This is a genomic window from Bradyrhizobium sp. SZCCHNS1022 (genome assembly GCF_032484835.1).
In the GTDB taxonomy this organism is placed as follows: Bacteria; Pseudomonadota; Alphaproteobacteria; order Rhizobiales; family Xanthobacteraceae; genus Bradyrhizobium.
Genome location: NZ_JAUETT010000001.1, coordinates 183,027 through 203,227, shown reverse-complemented (window position 1 = coordinate 203,227; position 20,201 = coordinate 183,027). Strand labels below are relative to the sequence as shown.

Below are 20,201 nucleotides of genomic sequence, written 5' to 3'. Positions count from 1 at the left end.
TCTATGCCGCGCTCTGCGCCAGATACGCCCGCCAGCCGCCGAAAGAGGAGATGTCGCGGGCGCCGTGGGTCGCGGCGGACTCGACAATGAAGCCTTTGACATTGCGCTGGTCGGCGAGGCGGATCGTGCCGATCGACAGCGGCTCCGGCACGGCTGCGACGAACCGGCCGAAGCTCGCCGCCGACAGCGCCCACAGTTCGACGTCGACCGACACGCCCTCGCCGGGTTCGATGCGCAGCATGCCGGGCTTGGGCGGGATGGTCGCAAGCGCATAGAGCCGATAGTCCGGCGCGGTCTTGGTCGTTTCCAGCAGGCGCCCGCCGAGCGAGGTCAACTCGTTGTTCAGCGCCATTCCCGACAGGTGGGCGCCGACCACGGCGATCGTGATTTCGTCGCCAAGCGGCGCCGATGACAGCGGTGCGAGCGGCGGCAGTGGCACGGCATTGGCTCCGGCCGGAAGCCTGGTATCGGCATGGAAGGCGCGGCCGATGCTCGCGAGCTTTGCGTCGTGACCGGCTGGCGCGAGCAGGGTGACGCCGAATGGAATGCCGTCGTTGCGCATCGCCGCGGGCAGCGCCAATCCGCAGAGGTCGAGCAGGTTGACGAAGTTGGTGTAAGTGCCGAGCCGGCTGTTGAGCTCGACCGGATTGGCCAGCACTTCGGCCGTGGTGTAGGTGGTCGGAGCGGTCGGCAACACCATCGCGTCGATCTCGGCAAAGGTGCGTGCGGCCACCTTGCGCAATGTCTGCAGTCGATACAGCGCAGCGAAGGTATCGGCGGCACTCGGGCGTGCACCGGCGATGGTGATCTCACGTGTGACCGGATGGATTGCATCCGGATCCGACGCCAGGAGATCGCGGATCACGAGATAGCGCTCGGCGACCCACGGCCCTTCATAGAGCAGCCGCGCCGTCTCATAAAACGGCTCGAGATCGAATTCGACCAGGTCGGCGCCAAGTTTGGCGAACCGCGCAGTCGCCTCGCCATAGGCGGCTTCTGCGGCCTTGTCGCCGAAGAAGATCAGTTGCCCTGCACGCGGCACGCCGAGCCGCACGCCGGACGGGAAGGGCGCGAGCGCCTGCAGCGGCCGGTCGCGCGAGAACGGATCGAGCGGATCGGGGGCTGCCATGACGCCGAGCGCAGTCGCGGCGTCATCCACGGTCAGCGAGAACAGCGAGATGCAGTCGAGCGTGCGGCAGGCCGGCACCAGTCCTGTCGTCGAGATCATGCCGAGGCTCGGCTTGAGGCCGACGATGTTGTTGAGCATCGCCGGCACGCGGCCCGAGCCGGCGGTGTCGGTGCCGAGCGAGAGCGGCACCAGTCCCGCCGCCACCGCAACCGCCGAGCCCGAGCTCGATCCCCCCGGCACGAGGTCACTGCGCACGGCATTCTTGGGAATGCCGTAAGGCGAGCGGACGCCGACCAGGCCGGTCGCGAACTGATCGAGATTGGTTTTGCCGATGATGATGGCTCCGGCGGCGCGCAACCGTGCCACCGCGGTCGCATCGCGCGCCGGCGTGTAGGCGAAGGCTGGGCAGCCGGCAGTGGTCGGCATGCCCGCGACGTCGATATTGTCTTTCACCGCGACCGGCACGCCATAGAGCGGCAGGCTTGCCGCATCCTTGTCGCCGAGGCGCTCGGCCTCGGCGATGGCCTCCTGCTCGTCACGCAGGCTGATGAATATGGCGGGATCGCCATGGGCACGGATGCGCGCGAAGCTGCGTGCCACCGTAGCTGCAGGTGACGTCAGCTCCTGCCGATGCGCGGCGACGATCTCGGCAACGGTCTCGATCACGAACGGCCCCGATCGTTGGAGATACCTGACGTCAGCCGTTGCATTCGCGTGCGCTCCCACAGTCCAGATGTCCTCCGACTGTAGCAAGGCACGTGCCATTGTGTACATCGGCGCAAATCGGCTGCATCGATGCTTATTGTTTTGATTTCAATCGTTTGGTTGGCAGTTGGGGGCGGCTGCCGGGGCCGGATACAGATCCTTGTCTGCCAAATTGCTCAATTTATGAGCAGATACTAGTCCATCACCTTGCTGGATCCTTGCGTGATCAGGCGCGCCGCGCGCTGGTCACGGGCGTGGATCCAGAGCCAGCTGAGCGCCACCGCGAGCCGGTTGCGCAACCCGATCAGGAAATAGATGTGCGCGATGCCCCAGATCCACCAGGCGATGGCGCCGCGCAGTTTGATCCAGCCGAAATCGATCACCGCAAGCCGCTTGCCGATCTGGGCCAGGCTGCCGGAATGGCTGTAGCGGAATGGCGGCAAGCTGCGGCCTTGGAGCCGCGCCTTGATGACTTCGGCCACATAGCGGCCCTCCTGCTTGGCCGCCGGCGCGATGCCCGGTACCGGCTGCCCATTCCAGGCGGGGATGGTGACGGTATCGCCGATGGCGAAGATCTCGGGATGACCGGGCACGGTTAGGTCGGGGGCGACCTGCAGCCGGCCGGCGCGATCGGCCGGTGCGCCCAGCCATTCGGCCGCGCGTGAGGCGCGCACGCCGGCGGCCCAGATGATGGTCTTGGCCTCCAATTGCTTGCCGCCATAGACCACGCCGTCCGCATTACAGTCGGTCACCGGCTGTCCGAGCACCACGTCAACGCCGATGCTTTCGAGCGATTTGAGCGCATAGGCCGAGAGATCGTCGGGAAAGCCTGCCAGCACGCGCGGGCCGGCTTCGATCAGCACCACCCGCGCTTTTTGCGTATCGATGTTGCGGAAGTCCGGCGGCAGCGTGGCGCGCGCCATATCGGCGATAGTGCCGGCGAGCTCCACGCCGGTAGGACCGGCGCCGATGATGACGAAGGTCATCAAGGCCGCGCGTTTGGCGGCATCGGTCTCGCGCTCCGCGCGCTCGAATGCGACCAGGATGCGCCGCCGCAGGGTGGTGGCGTCTTCGAGCGTCTTCAGGCCCGGCGCGAACGGCTCCCACTCGTCGTGACCGAAATAGGCGTGGCGCGCGCCGGTGGCGAGCACCAGGCTGTCATAAGCCACCTCCGTGCCGTCCTCCAGCAGCACTCGGCGATTCGTGGCATCGATGCCGGTGACCGTTGCGAACAAGGTGGTGACTTCAGGGCGGTGGCGCACCAGATAGCGGATCGGCCAGGCGATCTCGGATGTCGAGAGCGAAGCCGTCGCGACCTGATAGAGCAGCGGCTGAAACAGGTGATGGTTGCGACGATCGATCAGCGTGATGCGCACGGGCGCGCCGGCCAGGCGATAGGTCGTTTCCAGGCCGCCGAAGCCGGCCCCGACAATGACGACATGATGAAGGTTGCGCGGTTCGGTCGTCATGAGGCTGTTCATCGCTGATGCGCTCCCAGCTTTAAGTACATGTCCGTGCGGCTGCTTCAAGCCCGTCGGCGCTATCGTACGATAGCAGGAATCTATCGCGTTGGTATGAGGCGCAATGCGGGCAACACCGTGCCAATCCCATTCGCGCCGCTGGCGCGGCCGTTGCGGTGCGATAGCGCGAATTTGTGGTTGCCAAGGCAACTATATTCTGGATATGCTGTTGAGAACAGCAGGGGCGTGCGACCAATGCGCGCCTGCAGAGGGATGGAAGCGAGATGCAGGGTTCGGCCAACGCGGGCGAAGTCGCCGACGGACGTCGTGCTGGAGCGCAGCGCGATCGCCCGGTGAGCCGCGCGGCGATGGACCTCCTAGGAGTTGGCCGCTTCCGTGACCGCGTCGAGATTGTCGTGGATGGTGCGGAGCAGCCGGATCAGCGTTTCCTGCTCTTGCCTGTCGAGGCAGGACAGCAGCCGACGTTCGCGCTCCAACGCTGCCACGATGACTTTGTCGTGGGTGGCTCGTCCTTTGGCGGTCAGCGAGATCGAGTGGCTGCGGCCATCGACAGGATCGGAGCGGATGGCGATCAGCCCGCGCTTTTTCATCGCTGCAAGCGTGCGGCTGACCGGTCCCTTGTCAAAGCCGATCACGCTGCAGATGCGCGAGGCCGGAATGCCGGGCTCGATCGCCAGCAGCGACATGATGCGCCATTCCGTGACGTTGACGCCGAAATTGCGCTGATAGAACGCGGTCGCGCTGTTCGACAGTTTGTTGGCGATGAAGGTGATGAAGGCGGGCACGTAGCGGTCGAGATCAAGCGTGAGGTCATGGCCAGGGGGCTGGCCGCCCGTCGTCTCCATCTGCGGCTTTGTTGCACGCGATTTGCGGGCTTGGTCGCTCATGATCTCCATCACCGCTCGTCCATTTCAGTCATAGAGACAGCAAAAGCCGCATGACAAGGCCAAACTTCGGGAGGACTGCATGAACCAGACGGATGTCTCCGCGCCGGCCGCTCGCCCCGCCGTGCCACCAGCCGATATTCCCCACCTCGACATCGATCCGTTCTCGATCGCCTTTTTTGATGATCCTTATCCGGCGCATGACCAAATGCGCCAGGCCGGACCCGTCGTTTATCTCGATCGCTGGAATGTCTATGGCGTTGCCCGCTATGCCGAGGTCTATGAGGTGCTGAATGATCCCCAAACCTTCTGCTCCAGCCGCGGCGTGGGGTTGAGCGATTTTGCCAAGGAGAAGCCGTGGCGGCCGCCGAGTCTCATTCTGGAAGCCGATCCGCCGGCCCATACGCGTACCCGGGCGGTGTTGAGCAGGGTGCTGTCGCCCGCGGTGATGAAGCGCCTGCGCGACGGCTTCTTGGCGGCGGCCGAAGCCAAGATTGACGAGCTGCTGGCACGTCGGCGCTTCGATGCCGTCACTGATCTCGCCGAAGCCTATCCGCTGTCGGTGTTTCCGGATGCGCTGGGCCTCAAGCCCGATGGCCGCGAGCATCTGATCCCCTATGCGAGTCTGGTATTCAATGCGTTCGGTCCGCCCAACGAGCTCCGGCAGCAGGCGATCGAGCGCTCGGCACCGCATCAAACTTATGTCACCGCGCAGTGCCAGCGCGACAATCTTGCGCCGGGCGGCTTCGGCGCCTGCATCCACGCCTTCGCCGATAGCGGTGACATTACGCCGGCGGAAGCGCCGCTTCTGGTGCGCTCGTTGCTGTCGGCCGGACTGGACACGACGGTGTATGGCATCGGCGCGGCGGTCTACTGCCTGGCCCGTTTCCCGGAGGAATGGCGACGGCTGCGCCAGGATCCGTCGCTGGCCCGAAATGCATTCGAGGAAGCCGTGCGTTTCGAAAGCCCGGTGCAGACTTTCTTCCGCACCACCACCCGCGAGGTCGAGATCGCCGGCGCCAGCATCGGCGAAGGCGAGAAGGTGCTGATGTTCCTGGGCTCGGCCAACCGCGATCCGCGGCGCTGGGAGCAGCCCGACAGATATGACATCACGCGCAAGGTGTCCGGCCATGTCGGATTCGGTGCGGGCATCCATATGTGCGTCGGCCAGCTCGTGGCCCGACTCGAAGGAGAGGCGGTGCTGACGGCGCTCGCGCACAAGGTGGATTCGATCTCCATCGATGGTGCGGTGAAGCGCCGCTACAACAACACACTGCGTGGGCTGGAAAGCCTGCCGGTGAGCATCACTCCAGCCTGAGCGAGACCATGACGAGGATCACCTTCATTCATCCGGACAATCGCAGCGAGCAAGTCGATGCCGAGGACGGCGCCAGCATCATGCTGGCGGCGCTGACCCATGGCGTCGACGGCATCGTTGCCGAGTGCGGCGGCAACGCCGTGTGTGCGACCTGCCATGTGTACGTCGATGACGCCTGGCTTCCGAAGCTTGATGCGGTGAGCGACGACGAGGATGCGCTGCTCGACGGCACTGCATCGGAACGGCTGCCGAATAGCCGCCTGGCGTGCCAGATCAAGGTGTCGCCCGCGCTGGAGGGGCTCGTGCTGCGCCTGCCGGAACGGCAGAGCTGACGTTCGATCGGCCGGGGCGCAGAGCCCGGCCGCAACAACAAGCAAATCAAAACGGGGGAGGGATATATGAAGCAGTTGAACTACGCGCTCGCACTTGCCGTGCTGGGCTTGGCCTGTGCGCCGGCTCGCGCGGAAATCTCTGACAATGTCGTCCGCATCGGGGTGTTGAACGATATCTCCGGCATTTTCCAGGACACCAATGGCATGGGCTCGGTCGAGGCCGCGCGCATGGCAGCGGAAGATTTCAACGGCGGCGGCAAGGGCATCAAGGTCGAGATCGTCTATGCCGACCATCAGAACAAGGCCGATGTCGGCTCGGCGATCGTGCGCAAATGGCTCGATGTCGACAAGGTCGACGCCGTGGTCGATGTCCCGAATTCGGCCGTGGGCCTGACGGTCAATGAGCTGCTGCGCAACAGCCGGATGACCTTTCTGGCTTCGTCGACGGCCAGCTCGGATCTCGCTGGCAAGGCCTGCTCGCCGAATACGATCCAATGGGTCAACGATGCCTGGGCCACCGGCAACACCACGGCAGCCGCGATGATGGGGCGCGGCGGCAAGGATTGGTACTTCATCACCGTGAACTATGCGCTGGGCCAGGGCATCGAGGCCGAGGCCACCAACTACATCGACAAGCATGGCGGCAAGGTGCTGGGCTCTGCCAAGCATCCGCTCGGGACCTCCGATTTCGCCTCGTTCCTGCTGCAGGCGCAGAGCTCGAGAGCCAAGGTGATCGGGCTCGCCAATGCCGGCGGCGATACCATCAACGTGGTGAAGCAGGCCGCGGAGTTCGGCATCCAGCAGGGTGGCCAGTCGCTGGTCGCCTTCCTGCTCTTCATCAACGATATCCACGGCATGGGGCTGAAGGCCGCGCAGGGGTTGCAACTCCTGGAGGCGTTCTATTGGGACATGGACGACGATACGCGTGCGTTCGCAAAGCGTTTTGCCGCCCGTCCGGGCATGAACGGCAAGATGCCGAGCGGTAACCAGGCCGGCGTCTACGCCTCGACCCTGGCCTATCTGAATGCCGTTGCGGCGACCGGCAGCGACGATGCCAAGGATGCCGTGCCGCAGATGAAGACGTTCAAAGGCAAAGACAAGCTGTTCGGCGAGGTCACCATCCGGCAGGACGGCCGCGTGATCCATCCAATGTATCTGTTCGAAGTGAAGCAGCCGGAGGAGTCGAAATACCCTTACGACTACTATCGCCTGGTTGCGACCATTCCCGCCGACCAGGCGTTCCGGCCGCTCGCCGACGGCGGTTGTTCGCTGGTGAAGTGAGTGCGGCCATCTGAGGTGGCAAGCGAGAGGCCGGCCGTATGTGATGCGGTCGGCCTTCGGCTTTCACCATCATTGTCCCGCCGGCAGTATAGTTCTTGCCATCGGGCATTTTGGCGAACTATGGTGCATGAAGCCTGAGAAGCCCGGAGGCGCGCTGCGGCGAAACGCCGCCGGCACGTCATTGGCCGGTGCTAGATTCGGCCGATGGTACATAGAGAATAAAGACAAGAGCAGCAGGGGGAGGGAACATGAAAGCAACAGTCTGGCTGGCCGGCGCAGCGGCGTTGTGCCTGGCGCAATCCGCGCTTGCGGCCGACAGCATCAAGATTGGCTTCGTTTCCACATTCAGCGGTCCGACCGCCGTGATCGGTAACGACATGCGCAACTCGTTCGAGCTCGCGCTCGATCATCTCGGCCGCAAGATGGCCGGCAAGCCGGTCGAGGTGATCTATGAGGACGACCAGCAGAAGCCTGATATCGGCAAGCAGAAGACCGAGAAGCTGGTGCAGTCCGATAAGGTCGATTTCATCGTCGGCTATATCTGGTCGAACGTGCTGCTGGCCTCGCTGAAGACAGCTGTGGACTCGAAGACCTTCCTGATCTCGGCCAATGCCGGGCCATCGCAGCTGGCCGGCGAATTGTGTTCGCCTTACGTGTTCTCAACCTCCTGGCAGAATGACCAGACGCCCGCAGCGATGGGCCTCTATATGAACCAGAAGGGCGTGAAGTCGGTCTTCCTGATCGGCCCGAACTACGCCGCCGGCAAGGACATGCTGGCCGGCGTGAAGAGCACCTTCAAGGGGCAGGTGGTCGGCGAGGAATATACGGTGTGGCCGAGCCAGCTCGATTTCTCCGCCGAGCTGTCCAAGGCGCGCAACTCCAACGCCGAAGCGATCTTCGTATTCTATCCGGGCGCGGCGGGCGTGCAGTTCCTCAATCAGTACGCGCAGGCCGGATTGAAGGAGAAGATGCCGCTCTATACCGCCTTCACCATCGACGAGCTGTCGCTGCCCTTGCAGAAGGACAACGCGATCGGCGTGCCCGGCGCCCAGGAATGGGTCAACGATCTGCCGAACGAACAGAACAAGAAATTCGTTGAGGACTACCGCAAGAAATATACTGGACTGCGCCCGACCTATTATGGCGCCCAGGCCTATGATGCGGCGCAGCTGATCAACAGCGCGGTGGTTGCGGTCAAGGGCGACACGTCGCAGAAGGATGCGATGAAGGCGGAGATGGAGAAGGCCGACTTCAAGTCGCTCCGCGGCTCCTTCAAATATGGCAACAACCACGTCCCGATCCAGAATTTCTATCTTCAGGACGTGGTCAAGGAGGCCAACGGCCAGCTCTCGCTGAAGACGGTCACCACCATCGTCAAGGACGACCAGGATCGCTTCCACGACAAGTGCCCGATGAAATAGGCCGAAGGAAAACGGCCTGGAATTTGCTTGAAGCTTAAAGCATCGGCGGCCTAAGATCGGCCGGCTGGATTGGCGGCAGCGCCATACGGGTTCTGCCGCCATATTTGTTGAACGTGAAGTGAGGGCATGCTTCTCGTCGTCGAACAATTCCTGAATGGGCTGCAGTTCGGGCTGCTGCTCTTCCTGTTGGCCGCCGGATTGACACTGGTGTTCGGCATCATGGACCTCGTCAATCTCGCCCATGGCTCGCTCTATATGATGGGAGCCTATTTCGCGGCGACGTTCGTGGCCTGGACCGGCAGCTTCGTCCTCGGCGCGCTGCTGGCGCTGGCTGCGACCCTGTTGCTCGGCATCGTGCTCGAATTGGCGGCACTGCGCCATCTCTATGGCCGCGACCATCTCGACCATGTGCTCGCGACCTTCGGCCTGATCCTGTTCTTCAACGAGGCGGTTCGGCTGATCTGGGGGCCCGCGGGCCTCGCGTTGCCGCTGCCGTCCTGGCTGGCGTTTCCGGTCACGATCATGCCGGGCATCCAATACCCCGCCTATCGGCTTGCGATCATCGTCGTCGCGCTGGCCGTGGCACTGCTGCTCTATCTCGGCGTGATGCGCACGCGGATCGGCATGCTGATCCGCGCCGGCGCCTCCAACCGGGAGATGATCGGCGCGCTCGGCATCAACATCAAGCTGCTCTATACGCTGGTGTTCGGCCTGGGCGCGGCGCTTGCTGGCCTCGCCGGGCTGATGCAGGCGCCGATCCTCACCGTGCAGATCGGCATGGGCGAGAACATCCTGATCCTCGCTTTCGTCGTGATCGTGATCGGCGGTATCGGTTCGATCCGCGGCGCCTTCATCGCCGCGATCCTGATCGGCCTGATCGACACATTGGGGCGAGCTTTCCTGCCCAACCTGCTCCGGCTGATCCTGAGCTCAGCCTCGGCCTCGACCGCAGCCCCCGCAATGTCCTCGATGCTGATCTATCTCCTGATGGCGATCGTGCTGGTGGCGCGGCCCGAGGGTCTGTTTCCGGCCAACCGCAGATGAAGTCCTCGCCCAACGTCCAGACCATCGTCGCTGCCGCGCTCGTCGCCGGCCTGGTGCTGCTGCCGGTCTATTCGAGCTTGACCGGCAACGTCTTCCTGCTGACCCTGTTCACCCGCATCGTCATCCTCGCGCTCGCCGCGGTCAGCCTGAACCTGATCATGGGCTATGGCGGCATGATGAGCTTCGGTCACGCCGCCTATCTCGGCATCGGCGGCTATGCGGTCGGCATCCTGGCACAGGAGGGCATCGGCTCCGGCTATGTGCAGTTCGGGGTCGCGCTCGCCGCGTCCGCGATCTTCGCGCTGGTGATCGGTGCATTGAGCCTGCGCACCCGCGGCGTCTATTTCATTATGATCACGCTGGCCTTCGCGCAGATGGCCTATTACGTCGCCTCGGGCCTCGCCCGCTATGGCGGCGATGACGGGCTCACCATCTACAAGCGCAGCGATTTCGGCGGACTCGTCAATCTCAACTACCGTATCGAATTCTATTATCTCTGCCTCGTCTGCCTGCTGGGCGTCGTGTTTCTGATCTGGCGGATCGTCAATTCGCGCTTTGGTCTGGTGGTGCAGGGCTTGCGCTCCAATGAGCAGCGCATGCAGGCGATCGGCTTTGCGTCCAAGCGCTACAAGCTCGTCTGCTTCGTCATTGCCGGCACCTTGTGCGGGCTTGCCGGCGCGCTGCTTGCCAACAACACCGATTTCGTCAGCCCCGCCGTGATGTATTGGACCCGCTCCGGCGATCTCATGGTGATGGTGATCCTCGGCGGCATGGGCACCTTGTTCGGCCCGGTGATGGGCGCGGTGGTCTATCTGGTGCTGGAAGAGCTGTTGTCGCAGCTCACCGAATATTGGGCGCTGATCATGGGGCCACTGCTGCTGCTCGTGGTGCTGTTCGGTCGCGGTGGCATCATGGGCCTGCTCGGGAGATTGAACCGTGGCTGAACCATTGCTGCGCGTCGACAATCTGGTGCGCCGCTTCGGCGGCATCGTCGCGACCGATCATGTCTGCCTCGATGTCGCCAAGGGTGAAATCCACGCCATCATCGGTCCGAACGGCGCCGGCAAGACCACGCTGATCAGCCAGTTGACCGGCCATCTCGCCCCGCATGCCGGCCACATCCATCTCGCCGGCCGCGATATCTCCCGGCTTCCTGCTTATCGCCGCAGCGCGCTTGGGCTGGCGCGCTCGTTCCAGATCACGTCGCTGTTGCCGGACTTCACCGCCGCGGACAACGTCGCGCTGGCGGCGCAGGCGCATGACGGTCACTCCTTCCGCTTCTTCGGCAATGCGCGCAAGGAGCCGCAGCTCCGCGCCGCGGCGCATGCGGCGCTGGAGCGCGTCGGTCTTGCACATCGCGCGGATGTGCCGGTCTCCCGGCTCAGCCATGGCGAACAGCGCGAGCTGGAGCTCGCCGTCGCGCTCGCCACCAGGCCGCAGCTGCTGCTGCTCGACGAGCCGATGGCCGGCCTCGGCGTCACCGAATCCGCGCGTATGGTGAAGCTGCTAATGGAGCTTCGCCGCGAAGTGTCGATCGTGCTGGTCGAGCACGACATGGAGGCTGTGTTCGCGCTGGCCGACCGCATCTCGGTCCTGGTCTATGGCCGCATCATCGCCTCCGGCACGCCGGATGAGATCCGCAAGAACGAAGAGGTCAAGCGCGCCTATCTCGGCGACCAGCATGTGGTGGTGAAACATGGCTGACGCCCTGCTCGAGGTCGAGGGCATCGAGACTTGCTATGGTCTCAGCCAGGTGCTGTTCGGCCTGTCGCTGTCGATCCGCCCGGGCGAGATGATGTCGCTGATGGGCCGCAACGGCATGGGCAAGACCACCACCATCCGTTCCATCATGGGGCTGACGCCGGCTCGCGCCGGGTCGATCCGTTTCGCGGGCCAGGAGACGCGCAAGCTGCCGTCCTACCGGATTGCGCAGCTTGGCATCGGTCTGGTCCCGGAGGGGCGGCAGATCTTCCCCAATCTCACCGTCACGGAAAACCTGGTCGCGGCGTCATCCAACCGCCTCGGCAATCCCGATCCCTGGACGCTGGAGAAAATCCACGCGCTATTCCCGCGCCTTGCCGAGCGCGGCAGCAACATGGGCAACCAGCTCTCCGGCGGCGAGCAACAGATGCTCGCCATCGGCCGTGCGCTGATGACCAACCCGAAGCTCCTGATCCTCGACGAAGCGACCGAAGGGCTCGCACCCTTGATCCGCGAGGAGATCTGGAACTGCCTCTCGATGCTGAAGGCAAAAGGGCAGTCGATCCTGGTCATCGACAAGAATGTCGAGCACCTCACCCGCATCTGCGACCGCCACACGATCATCGAGCGCGGTCGCACGGTCTGGAGCGGCACGTCGGATCAGCTGATGGCTGAGCCCGACCTGCAGCATCGCTACCTCGGAATTTGACCGCGCGGCTCGGATCTCCCAGCTCAGGCCGCTCAAAATCCGTTCTCGTTGATGCGTTTTTGGGCAGGCGATACGGAGAGTTGGCCTGAATCGCCAGCGTTTTCCTCTGGCATGACGATTGCTCCTTTCACGATCAGAGTTGGCAGCTAGGGTTCCGGTTCTCGTAGAGAATGCTGGTCCGAGAGCAGCCGCCAGGGGAGAGCCCTGGTGCACGGCGGGACAAAAACCCGGGAGACCTCAGTGGCCGCGCTTGGCAGGCTCGAGGTTCTTCATGCCAGTCCGCGGGTCCACCAAAAACCGTGAGGGACTGGATATGGGAAAAGCGCGAAATCTGTTTGTTGCCTTGATCGCTGCCTCCACGCTGGCGACTGCATCGCAGTCGCCCGCGTTCGCCGAGAAGAAGAAAGAGTTCAATATCGCCTGGACGATCTATGTCGGCTGGATGCCCTGGCCCTATGCCGCCGAAGCCGGCATCGTCAAGAAATGGGCCGACAAATACGGCATCTCGATCAAGGTCACGCAGATCAACGATTACGTCGAATCGATCAACCAATACACCGCCGGCAAGTTCGACGGCGTCACCGTCACCAACATGGATGCCCTGACCATTCCAGCCGCCGGCGGCGTCGACACGTCGGCCATCATCATGGGCGACTATTCCAACGGCAATGACGGCGTGGTGCTGAAGAAGGGCAAGACGCTGGCCGACATCAAGGGCCAGAAGGTCAATCTGGTCGAACTGTCCGTCTCGCATTATCTGCTCGCGCGCGGGCTGGGCACCGTCAAGCTGAGCGAGAAGGACATCAAGACCGTCAACACCTCCGACGCTGACATCGTGGCGGCGGCGAAGTCGCCCGACACCACCGCGGTCGTGACCTGGAATCCTCAGCTTCTGGAGGTGAAGTCCGAGCCCGGCGCGACGTTGGTGTTCGACTCCAGCAAGATCCCCGGCGAGATCGAGGACCTCCTGGTCGTCAACAGCGCGACGCTCAAGGACAATCCGGAGCTCGGCAAGGCGCTGGTCGGCATCTGGTACGACACCATCGCCCTGATGAAGGACCAAAGCGAAAAGGGCCGCGCGGCGCGCGAGGCGATGGCGAAGCTGTCCGGCACCGATCTGGCCGGCTTCGAGACCCAGCTCAAGACCACCTTCATGTACTACACGCCGAAAGATGCGCTCGCCTTCATGACCGGACCCGAACTACCCAAGACCATGGACCTCGTGCGTACCTTCTGCTTCGACCACAACCTGCTTGGCGAGAATGTGAAGTCGAAGGACGCAGTCGGCATCTCGACGCCTTCCAAGGCGCTGGGCTCGACGTCCAATGTCAAGCTGCGTTTCGACCCGACCTTCATGAAGCTCGCTGCCGACGGCAAGCTGTAGGCCCGATATTGGAGGGCAGGCGAGCCGCGTTCGCGGTGCGCTCCCTCTCCCCGCTTGCGGGGAGAGGGTCGGGGTGAGGGGGAGCCTCGACAAGGCCGCTGCAGGTGGGTCGCGGAGACCCTCCCTCACCCGGATCCGACCTCTTCCCGCAAGCGGGGCGAGGTTTAGCCGAGCTCGCAGAAACTCCTGTGAGCTTTCCTAACAGGCCGGGCGTTAGCAATCATCTCCGAGGGAGGCTGCCATTCCACGCGCAATGAACATCGTCCCCGGACGTGGCAGCCGGCTGTTGCTCGCACTGCTGCCGTTCCTGCTGATCGCGCTGATCTACGTGATCGGCTCGGCCGAGCGCCGCGCCGCCAATCCCGACGACAAGCTGCTGCCGCCGGTCGCCGAGATGGTCGCGACGTCGAAGCGTCTCGCCATCGAGCCCGATCGCCGCTCCGGCGACTATGTCCTGTGGGCCGACACGGCGGCGAGCCTGCAGCGGTTGGCGCTCGGGCTCGGCATCTCCGCCGTCATCGGCCTGGTGCTGGGACTGGCGATCGGGCTTCTGCCCGTCGCTGGCGCGGGTTTCGGCACGCTGGTGGCGGTGCTCTCGATGATCCCGCCGATGGCGGTGCTGCCGATCCTGTTCATCGTGTTCGGGCTCGGCGAGTTGTCCAAGGTGGTTCTGATCATCATCGGCGTCACGCCGATGCTGGTGCGCGATCTCTCGCTGGAAGTGCAGGCCATGCCGCACGAGCAGCTGATCAAGGCGCAGACCCTCGGCGGTTCGACCTGGCAGATCGCGATCCGCGTGGTGCTGCCGCAGATCATGCCGCGGCTGATCAAATGCCTGCGGTTGATGATCGGCCCGGCCTTCCTGTTCCTGATTTCGGCCGAAGCGATCGCCTCCGATGTCGGGCTCGGCTATCGCATCTTCCTGGTGCGTCGTTATCTGTCGATGGATGTGATCCTGCCCTATGTCGCCTGGATCACCCTGCTTGCCTATCTGTTCGATCTTGCGCTGGTCTGGATCGGCCAGCGTGCGTTTCCCTGGGCCTACGAGCAGGAGGCGCGCCGATGAGCGCCCTCTCGTTCCGCAACGTCTGGGTCGAATATGGCGATCAGGTCGTGCTCGAGCGCATCAATCTCGAGATCGCTTCCGGCGCGTTCATGTCGATCGTCGGCCCTTCCGGCGCCGGCAAGAGCACCTTGCTGCGCCTGATCCTCGGCCAGGAGAAGCCGACGCAAGGCGCGGTGCTGCTCGACGGCAAGCCGTTTCCGGCCGAGCCCGGTCCGGATCGCGGCATCGTGTTCCAGCGCTACTCGGTGTTTCCGCATCTCACGGTGCTCGGCAACGTCCTGCTCGGCTACGAATTCGCAAACAGCCCGTTCGCCGCACGGCTGTTCGGCGCATCGCGCCGTGGGGCGATCGAGAAGAGCCTCGCCCTGATCGAGGCGGTCGGCCTCGGTCCGCATCGCGACAAATATCCGAGCGCGCTGTCCGGCGGCATGCAGCAGCGGCTGGCGATCGCGCAGGCACTGGCCAAACAGCCGCGCGTGCTGCTGCTCGACGAGCCGTTCGGCGCGCTCGATCCCGGCACCCGCGCGCAGATGCATGCGCTGATCAAGCCGCTGTGGCGCGACCTGAAGATGACCATCGTCATGGTCACGCACGACATCAAGGAGGCCTTCGGGCTCGCCACCCGGCTGATCGCGCTCGACCGCGTCAGGCACGACCCGCAGGCGCCCGAGCGCTTCGGCGCGCGTATCACCTACGACCTCGACCTCACCCGCGACAGCGCTGTGCCCGTGCTCGGCTTCATCCGCGCCGTCGTGCAGGCAGCTCAGTAACAGCTTCAACAACGAAGAAACGAAGGAGACCTCCGATGTCATTCCCGTCCATGCGCCGGTCGCGCCGCGCCGGACTGTCGTCCCAGTACAAAGCCGTGCGCCGGCATCATCCGGATTTCGACAAGATGGCCACGCAAGGTTGGCAGGCGCTGGAGGCCGAAGGCAAGCTGCCCCACGGCGGCTGGCGCAAGGAGCGTCAATGGGCGCTCGACATGGGCCTGCCCGGCGCCGACAGCCTGACCGATCGCGACATCCCGACCTTCGCGCGTGGCGAGCTGCCGCACTTCGCCGGGATCAATACCTTCATGAAGGCGCCCTATGTCGAGAACGTGCGCGACGTCGGCAAATACGATGCGGCCGTGATCGGCATTCCGTTTGATTCAGGCACCACCTATCGCCCTGGCACGCGCTTCGGGCCGCAGGGCATCCGCCGCATCTCCGCGCTCTACACACCCTACAACTATGAGCTTGGCGTCGACCTGCGCGAGCAGATGACCTTGTGCGATGCCGGCGACGTCTTCACCATTCCGGCCAATCTGGAAAAGAGTTTCGACCAGATCAGCCGCGGCGTGGCGCATGTCTTCTCGTCCGGAGCGCTGCCGATCATGCTGGGCGGCGATCACTCGATCGGCTTTCCGTGCGTGCGCGGCATTGCCGAGTGCACCGACAAGAGGATCGGCATCATCCATTTCGATCGCCACATCGACATCCAAGAGAAGGATCTCGACGAGCGCATGCACACCACGCCCTGGTACTGGGCGACCAACCTGCCGAACGTCTCGCCCACCAATCTGGTGCAGCTCGGCATCGGCGGCTGGCAAGTGCCGCGCGAGGGCGTCGAGGTCGCGCGCAAGCGCAACACCAACGTGCTGACCATCGCCGACATCGAGAAGATCGGCCTGGAGAAGACCGCGGAGATCGCGCTGGAGCTGGCGTGGAAGGATGCGGACGCGGTCTACATCTCGTTCGATGTCGATTCCATCGATTGTGGCTTCGTGCCGGGCACCGGCTGGCCGGAGCCGGGCGGCTTCCTGCCGCGCGAGGCGCTGAAGATCCTGGGGCTCGTCGCTGCCGAAGGGCTGTGCGGACTTGAGGTGGTGGAAGTCTCGCCGCCTTACGACACCTCCGACATCACCGCGCTGATCGGCGTCCGTGTTGTCGTCGAGGCGCTCGGCTCGATGGTGGCACACGGCAAGCTCGGCAGCCACAAGTCCATCATCAACAAGCCGGTTGCCTATTGAGGACTGTCATGCGCCAACATCACCACGGCCACCATCATCATCACGATCATGATCATCACCATGGCCATGATCACCATCACGAGCATCCGCCACATGGGCCAGGCCACAATCATCCGCATGGCGGACGCGGGCCGGTGCAGTGGCAGAGGCCGCATCAGCCCGAGGGTGCGACGGTTGCCGCGGCGCCCGAGGCGGATCTCGACAAGGTGGAGGCTGCCTTCGTCGATGGGTTCATCGCAGCGCCGGATCCGACTAGCTTTCTCCGACTTGCGCGCATCCCTTTCGAGATCATGCGAGACGGGACAAGCATGAAGCTGCTGCGCGTCGAGATCGATGCCCTGACCGATGTCGGCAGCCTGACGCCGCATCTCGGTGGCGGCACGTTCCGCTACGATCCGTTGCCGTCGAACTTCATTTCGCGGCGGCGTCGGCTGCGCTTCGTCTATTTCGACGGGCAGGGGCTGACGGCGATGAGCTATGCAGAGCTCAGGGAGGCCGATACGCGGGATCGATGATCCGCTGTACTGTCGGATGTGGCGTCAGACCATTGTCCCGGCCGGCGAGGCAGCTTGCGTTGCGCCGTGAAGCGAGACCATCGATGCCGCGGCGGCTCCGAGCCTCAAGACGTGCAGGTCGAGCAGCGGGCAATCGGCTGCATCGAAGCCAAATCGTAGACGGCGAGATCGCGGCGAGCACACGCGCGGCGCGATCGTAGCAAGATCGTCATGCCGCCGACGGTCAAAGGATGGCAAAAAATTGTCATTGAGGGTTGTTACCAGCGTCAAAATTGACGGGCCAATCCGCTTGGATAAGATCGCGCTGGTATTCGGTCCTCAAGGGATGATAAGTCGCAGTCGGACATGCGCTGGTTTCGGGACAATATCGGGCGGGGATCGTGGCTGGCGCTGATTGCGCTGGTCATCAACCTGTCGCTGTCCTTCGGCCACATTCATTCCTTCGACGGCAAGGCCGTCAGTGCCGGACCGATCGGCAAGCTCCTCTCTGCAGCTGCGCATGACGACGGTGGTACGCCCGCCCACCCCGATGATGACGATGCAGACACGCTGTGCCCGATCTGCATGGCGAGCTCCGACATCGCGGTGGGCTTGGTATCGTCGCCACCGGCGCTGGTGGTTGATTTCGCCGTCGGCGCGATCGGTCCCCCGGCTGCCCGGAATTTTGCCCGCATCGAGCGGCCGCGCGTCGCTTTCCAATCACGTGGACCTCCTCTGACCTGACATCGACGCTTGCCTCGGCAAGTGCGCGCGTTGGCTGCGTCGGTCTGATCGGCCGGCGGCCGCCCTCATTTGTCGTCTGCCGGCGCGCTGAAGCGCCGGGAGTCCCTATGAAATCGATGTCAGGACAGATGTTTTATGTTTCCTCCACGGACGCAGTTCGGCCGTAAGGCTTTTCTTTCCGCGTCGTCATGTGCCTTGCTTGTCGCGATGAATGCGGCAGCCTCAGCCCAGGACGGCAATTCCGCTCAGACGCCGGCGGCGCCTGCACAGCAATCCGATCAAGGCACCGTGCTGCCGGAGACCCGCGTGGTCGCACCGGCCGAACGGCCGCGGCGGCGCACGCCGCCGGTCCGTGTGGCGACGTCGCGGCGGCCCGCCGCACGCGCAGTTGCGTCGACATCGGCTCCCGCGCCGACCCCGGCAGAGGTTCAGGTTCAAGCGGTCGCCAGCCAGAACCAGACCTTCGATGCCGCTCGGCAGGGCATCGTCGCCCCGGTCGGGGCGACATCGACGGTGATGAGCAGGCAGAATATCCAGGCCCTGCCGCAAGGCGACAATGCGCCGCTCGACAAGGCGCTGCTGCAACTCCCTGGCGTGACTCAGGATTCCGCCGCTTCCGGTGATCTGCATGTGCGCAACGAGCATGCCAACGTTCAGTACCGCATCAACGGCATCATGCTGCCGGACGGCGTCGGAGCGTTCGGGCAGATCCTCGACACCGGCATCGTCGGCAGTCTGGCGCTGCTTACCGGCGCCTTGCCCGCGCAATTCGGTCTGCGCACGGCTGGCGTGATCGATATCCAGACCCGCAATGATGCGTTCAACAATTCCGGTTCGATCGGTGTCTATGGTGGCAGTCACGGCACGATCACGACGACCGGCGAATACGGCGGCACGATCGGGAATACTCAATATTTCGTGTCGGGGCGTTTTATGCAGAACAATCTGGGTATCGAAAACCCGACACCGGCGCGGGATGCGATCCACGACCGCACGTCCCAGGAGAAGGGCTTTCTTTATCTCTCGACCCTGATCGACCCAACCAGCCGTTTGACGTTCATGAGCGGAGTCTCGAACAGCACCTTCCAGATTCCGAACAACCCGGGACAGACCCCGGCCTTCAACGCGTTCGGCGTGACCAACTTCGATTCCACCTTCCTCAACGAGCATCAGAACGAGTTCAACCAGTTCAACGTGTTCGCCTATCAGAAGTCGGCTGACGACGTCGATTACCAGATCTCCTATTTCAATCGTTACAGCCAGCTCCACTTCATGCCGGATCCGATCGGCGATCTCGTCTTCAACGGCGTTTCGTCCGACGTCTATCGGCAAAGCTTCATCAACGGCATCCAGGAGGATACCGCCTGGCGGGCCGGTTATGCGCATACCGTGCGGTTCGGCTTCACGGCGAGTGCGGAGCGCTCGCTGGTCAACAACATCTCATCGGCGTTCCCGATCGATGCCACCGGTGCGCAGGCCTTCGATACCGCCGGCAATCCGCTGGCTCCCGCCACCATCTTCGATTCCAGCTCCAAGCTCGGCTATTTGTTCGGCGCCTATGTGCAGGACGAGTGGCGAATCAACAACCAGTTGACCTTGAATGCCGGGCTTCGGTTCGACCAGATGTGGCAATATGTCGAGGCCAATCAGTTGAGCCCGCGGATCAGCCTGACCTGGAAACCCTACGACGGCACGACGTTCCACGCCGGCTACGCGCGCAACTTCACGCCGCCATCGCAGGTGATCGCGGCGCCGACCAATCTCGCCTTGGTCCAGGGCACCACGCAGCAGCCCGCGGTGTCGCAGAACGACCCCGTGCTGCCCGAGCGCTCGCATGTGTTCGATGTCGGTGTCGTGCAGAAGGTCTATCCGATTCCCGGTCTCGAAGTCGGCGTCGACGGCTATTACAAGCTCGCCAGGGATCTGCTCGACGACGGCCAGTTCGGTGCCGCCTATGTGCTGAGCGGGTTCAACTACGAGCGCGGCGAGAACGTGGGCGTCGAGCTCAAGGCGAATTACGAAAACGGCAATCTGCGCCTGTATGGAAACCTCGCCTGGGCCAAGCAGGTCGCCACCAACGTCGTCTCGAACCAATATTTGTTCGCCCCGGACGAGCTCGCTTATATCGCCTCGCACTACGTCTACACCGATCATGCGCAGGTGCTGACCGCGTCGGCCGGCGCGTCCTACCTGTGGAACGATACCCGGTACAGCGTGTCGATGATCTATGGCAGCGGCCTGCGGTCCGGCTTCGCCAACACCGACCATCTGCCGTCCTACACCCAGGTCAATCTCGGGGTCTCGCACGACTTCTATTGGGTCGCGCCGAACAAGCCGACCACGTTCCGCTTCGACGTCGTCAATGTTTTCGATTCGATCTACGAGATCAGGGACGGCTCCGGCATCGGCGTGTTTGCTCCGCAATACGGTCCGCGGCGCGGCTTCTATTTCGGCATTTCACAAAAGATATGAGCTGCAAAATCAAAAGCGGTCGGAT

The 20,201-nt window shown here is 63.6% G+C and carries 18 protein-coding genes and 1 riboswitch; of the genes, 15 read left to right on the top strand and 3 right to left on the bottom strand.

All coding sequences use genetic code 11. The annotated features are described in order from the left end of the window. Position 1 precedes the first annotated feature (1 nt). The 3 genes from atzF to QX071_RS00915 form a co-directional block, all read right to left on the bottom strand. Positions 2-1,795: an allophanate hydrolase gene (gene atzF, locus QX071_RS00925; RefSeq protein ID WP_315702722.1), complete on the bottom strand. Its 1,794-nt coding sequence runs from the start codon at positions 1,793-1,795 to the stop codon at positions 2-4. Between the two features lie 233 nt (positions 1,796-2,028). Beyond that, positions 2,029-3,303 carry an NAD(P)/FAD-dependent oxidoreductase gene (locus tag QX071_RS00920; RefSeq protein WP_315702723.1) on the bottom strand — a complete coding sequence of 425 codons (1,275 nt, stop codon included), beginning with the start codon at positions 3,301-3,303 and terminating at the stop codon, positions 2,029-2,031. A gap of 368 nt (positions 3,304-3,671) precedes the next feature. Beyond that, a complete protein-coding gene (locus tag QX071_RS00915; RefSeq protein WP_315703172.1) occupies positions 3,672-4,160 on the bottom strand; it encodes a MarR family winged helix-turn-helix transcriptional regulator in 489 nt (162 codons plus the stop codon). Between the two features lie 121 nt (positions 4,161-4,281). On the opposite strand from QX071_RS00915, the gene QX071_RS00910 reads away from it, so the two are divergent. The 15 genes from QX071_RS00910 to QX071_RS00840 all read left to right on the top strand — a co-directional run bounded on the left by QX071_RS00910 (position 4,282) and on the right by QX071_RS00840 (position 20,176). After that, complete coding sequence (locus QX071_RS00910) at positions 4,282-5,517, top strand: cytochrome P450 (RefSeq protein ID WP_315702724.1); 1,236 nt, start codon at positions 4,282-4,284, stop codon at positions 5,515-5,517. A gap of 8 nt (positions 5,518-5,525) precedes the next feature. After that, positions 5,526-5,849 carry a 2Fe-2S iron-sulfur cluster-binding protein gene (locus QX071_RS00905; protein ID WP_315702725.1) on the top strand — a complete coding sequence of 108 codons (324 nt, stop codon included), beginning with the start codon at positions 5,526-5,528 and terminating at the stop codon, positions 5,847-5,849. A 66-nt stretch (positions 5,850-5,915) separates the two neighbouring features. Next, a complete protein-coding gene (locus QX071_RS00900; RefSeq protein ID WP_315702726.1) occupies positions 5,916-7,130 on the top strand; it encodes an ABC transporter substrate-binding protein in 1,215 nt (404 codons plus the stop codon). 248 nt (positions 7,131-7,378) lie between these two features. Then, positions 7,379-8,551: an ABC transporter substrate-binding protein gene (locus QX071_RS00895; protein ID WP_315702727.1), complete on the top strand. Its 1,173-nt coding sequence runs from the start codon at positions 7,379-7,381 to the stop codon at positions 8,549-8,551. Between the two features lie 126 nt (positions 8,552-8,677). Next, entirely contained in the window at positions 8,678-9,595 is a 918-nt protein-coding gene (locus QX071_RS00890; RefSeq protein WP_315702728.1) for a branched-chain amino acid ABC transporter permease, read from the top strand. Next, complete coding sequence (locus tag QX071_RS00885; protein WP_315702729.1) at positions 9,592-10,539, top strand: branched-chain amino acid ABC transporter permease; 948 nt, start codon at positions 9,592-9,594, stop codon at positions 10,537-10,539. The genes QX071_RS00890 and QX071_RS00885 overlap by 4 nt, the downstream gene beginning before the upstream one ends. Further along, a complete protein-coding gene (locus tag QX071_RS00880; RefSeq protein ID WP_315702730.1) occupies positions 10,532-11,299 on the top strand; it encodes an ABC transporter ATP-binding protein in 768 nt (255 codons plus the stop codon). Before QX071_RS00885 ends, QX071_RS00880 begins: the two co-directional genes overlap by 8 nt. After that, positions 11,292-12,005: an ABC transporter ATP-binding protein gene (locus QX071_RS00875; RefSeq protein WP_315702731.1), complete on the top strand. Its 714-nt coding sequence runs from the start codon at positions 11,292-11,294 to the stop codon at positions 12,003-12,005. The genes QX071_RS00880 and QX071_RS00875 overlap by 8 nt, the downstream gene beginning before the upstream one ends. A gap of 135 nt (positions 12,006-12,140) precedes the next feature. Further along, positions 12,141-12,241, top strand: a riboswitch (guanidine-I (ykkC/yxkD leader). A gap of 77 nt (positions 12,242-12,318) precedes the next feature. Then, positions 12,319-13,389, top strand: a complete 1,071-nt coding sequence (locus QX071_RS00870) for a putative urea ABC transporter substrate-binding protein (protein ID WP_315702732.1) — start codon at positions 12,319-12,321, stop codon at positions 13,387-13,389. Between the two features lie 241 nt (positions 13,390-13,630). Beyond that, the gene (locus QX071_RS00865) at positions 13,631-14,455 is read left to right on the top strand and encodes an ABC transporter permease (protein ID WP_315703173.1); all 825 of its coding nucleotides are present in this window, start codon (positions 13,631-13,633) and stop codon (positions 14,453-14,455) included. Then, positions 14,452-15,225, top strand: a complete 774-nt coding sequence (locus tag QX071_RS00860; RefSeq protein WP_315702733.1) for an ABC transporter ATP-binding protein — start codon at positions 14,452-14,454, stop codon at positions 15,223-15,225. The genes QX071_RS00865 and QX071_RS00860 overlap by 4 nt, the downstream gene beginning before the upstream one ends. Positions 15,226-15,260: 35 nt before the next feature. Next, entirely contained in the window at positions 15,261-16,466 is a 1,206-nt protein-coding gene (locus tag QX071_RS00855; RefSeq protein ID WP_315702734.1) for an agmatinase family protein, read from the top strand. A gap of 134 nt (positions 16,467-16,600) precedes the next feature. Beyond that, the gene (locus QX071_RS00850) at positions 16,601-16,981 is read left to right on the top strand and encodes a hypothetical protein (RefSeq protein ID WP_315703174.1); all 381 of its coding nucleotides are present in this window, start codon (positions 16,601-16,603) and stop codon (positions 16,979-16,981) included. A gap of 345 nt (positions 16,982-17,326) precedes the next feature. Next, positions 17,327-17,704 (top strand): DUF2946 family protein, encoded by a 378-nt coding sequence (locus QX071_RS00845; protein WP_315702735.1) that lies wholly within the window; start codon positions 17,327-17,329, stop codon positions 17,702-17,704. Between the two features lie 207 nt (positions 17,705-17,911). Beyond that, positions 17,912-20,176: a TonB-dependent receptor gene (locus tag QX071_RS00840; RefSeq protein WP_315702736.1), complete on the top strand. Its 2,265-nt coding sequence runs from the start codon at positions 17,912-17,914 to the stop codon at positions 20,174-20,176. Positions 20,177-20,201 lie beyond the last annotated feature (25 nt).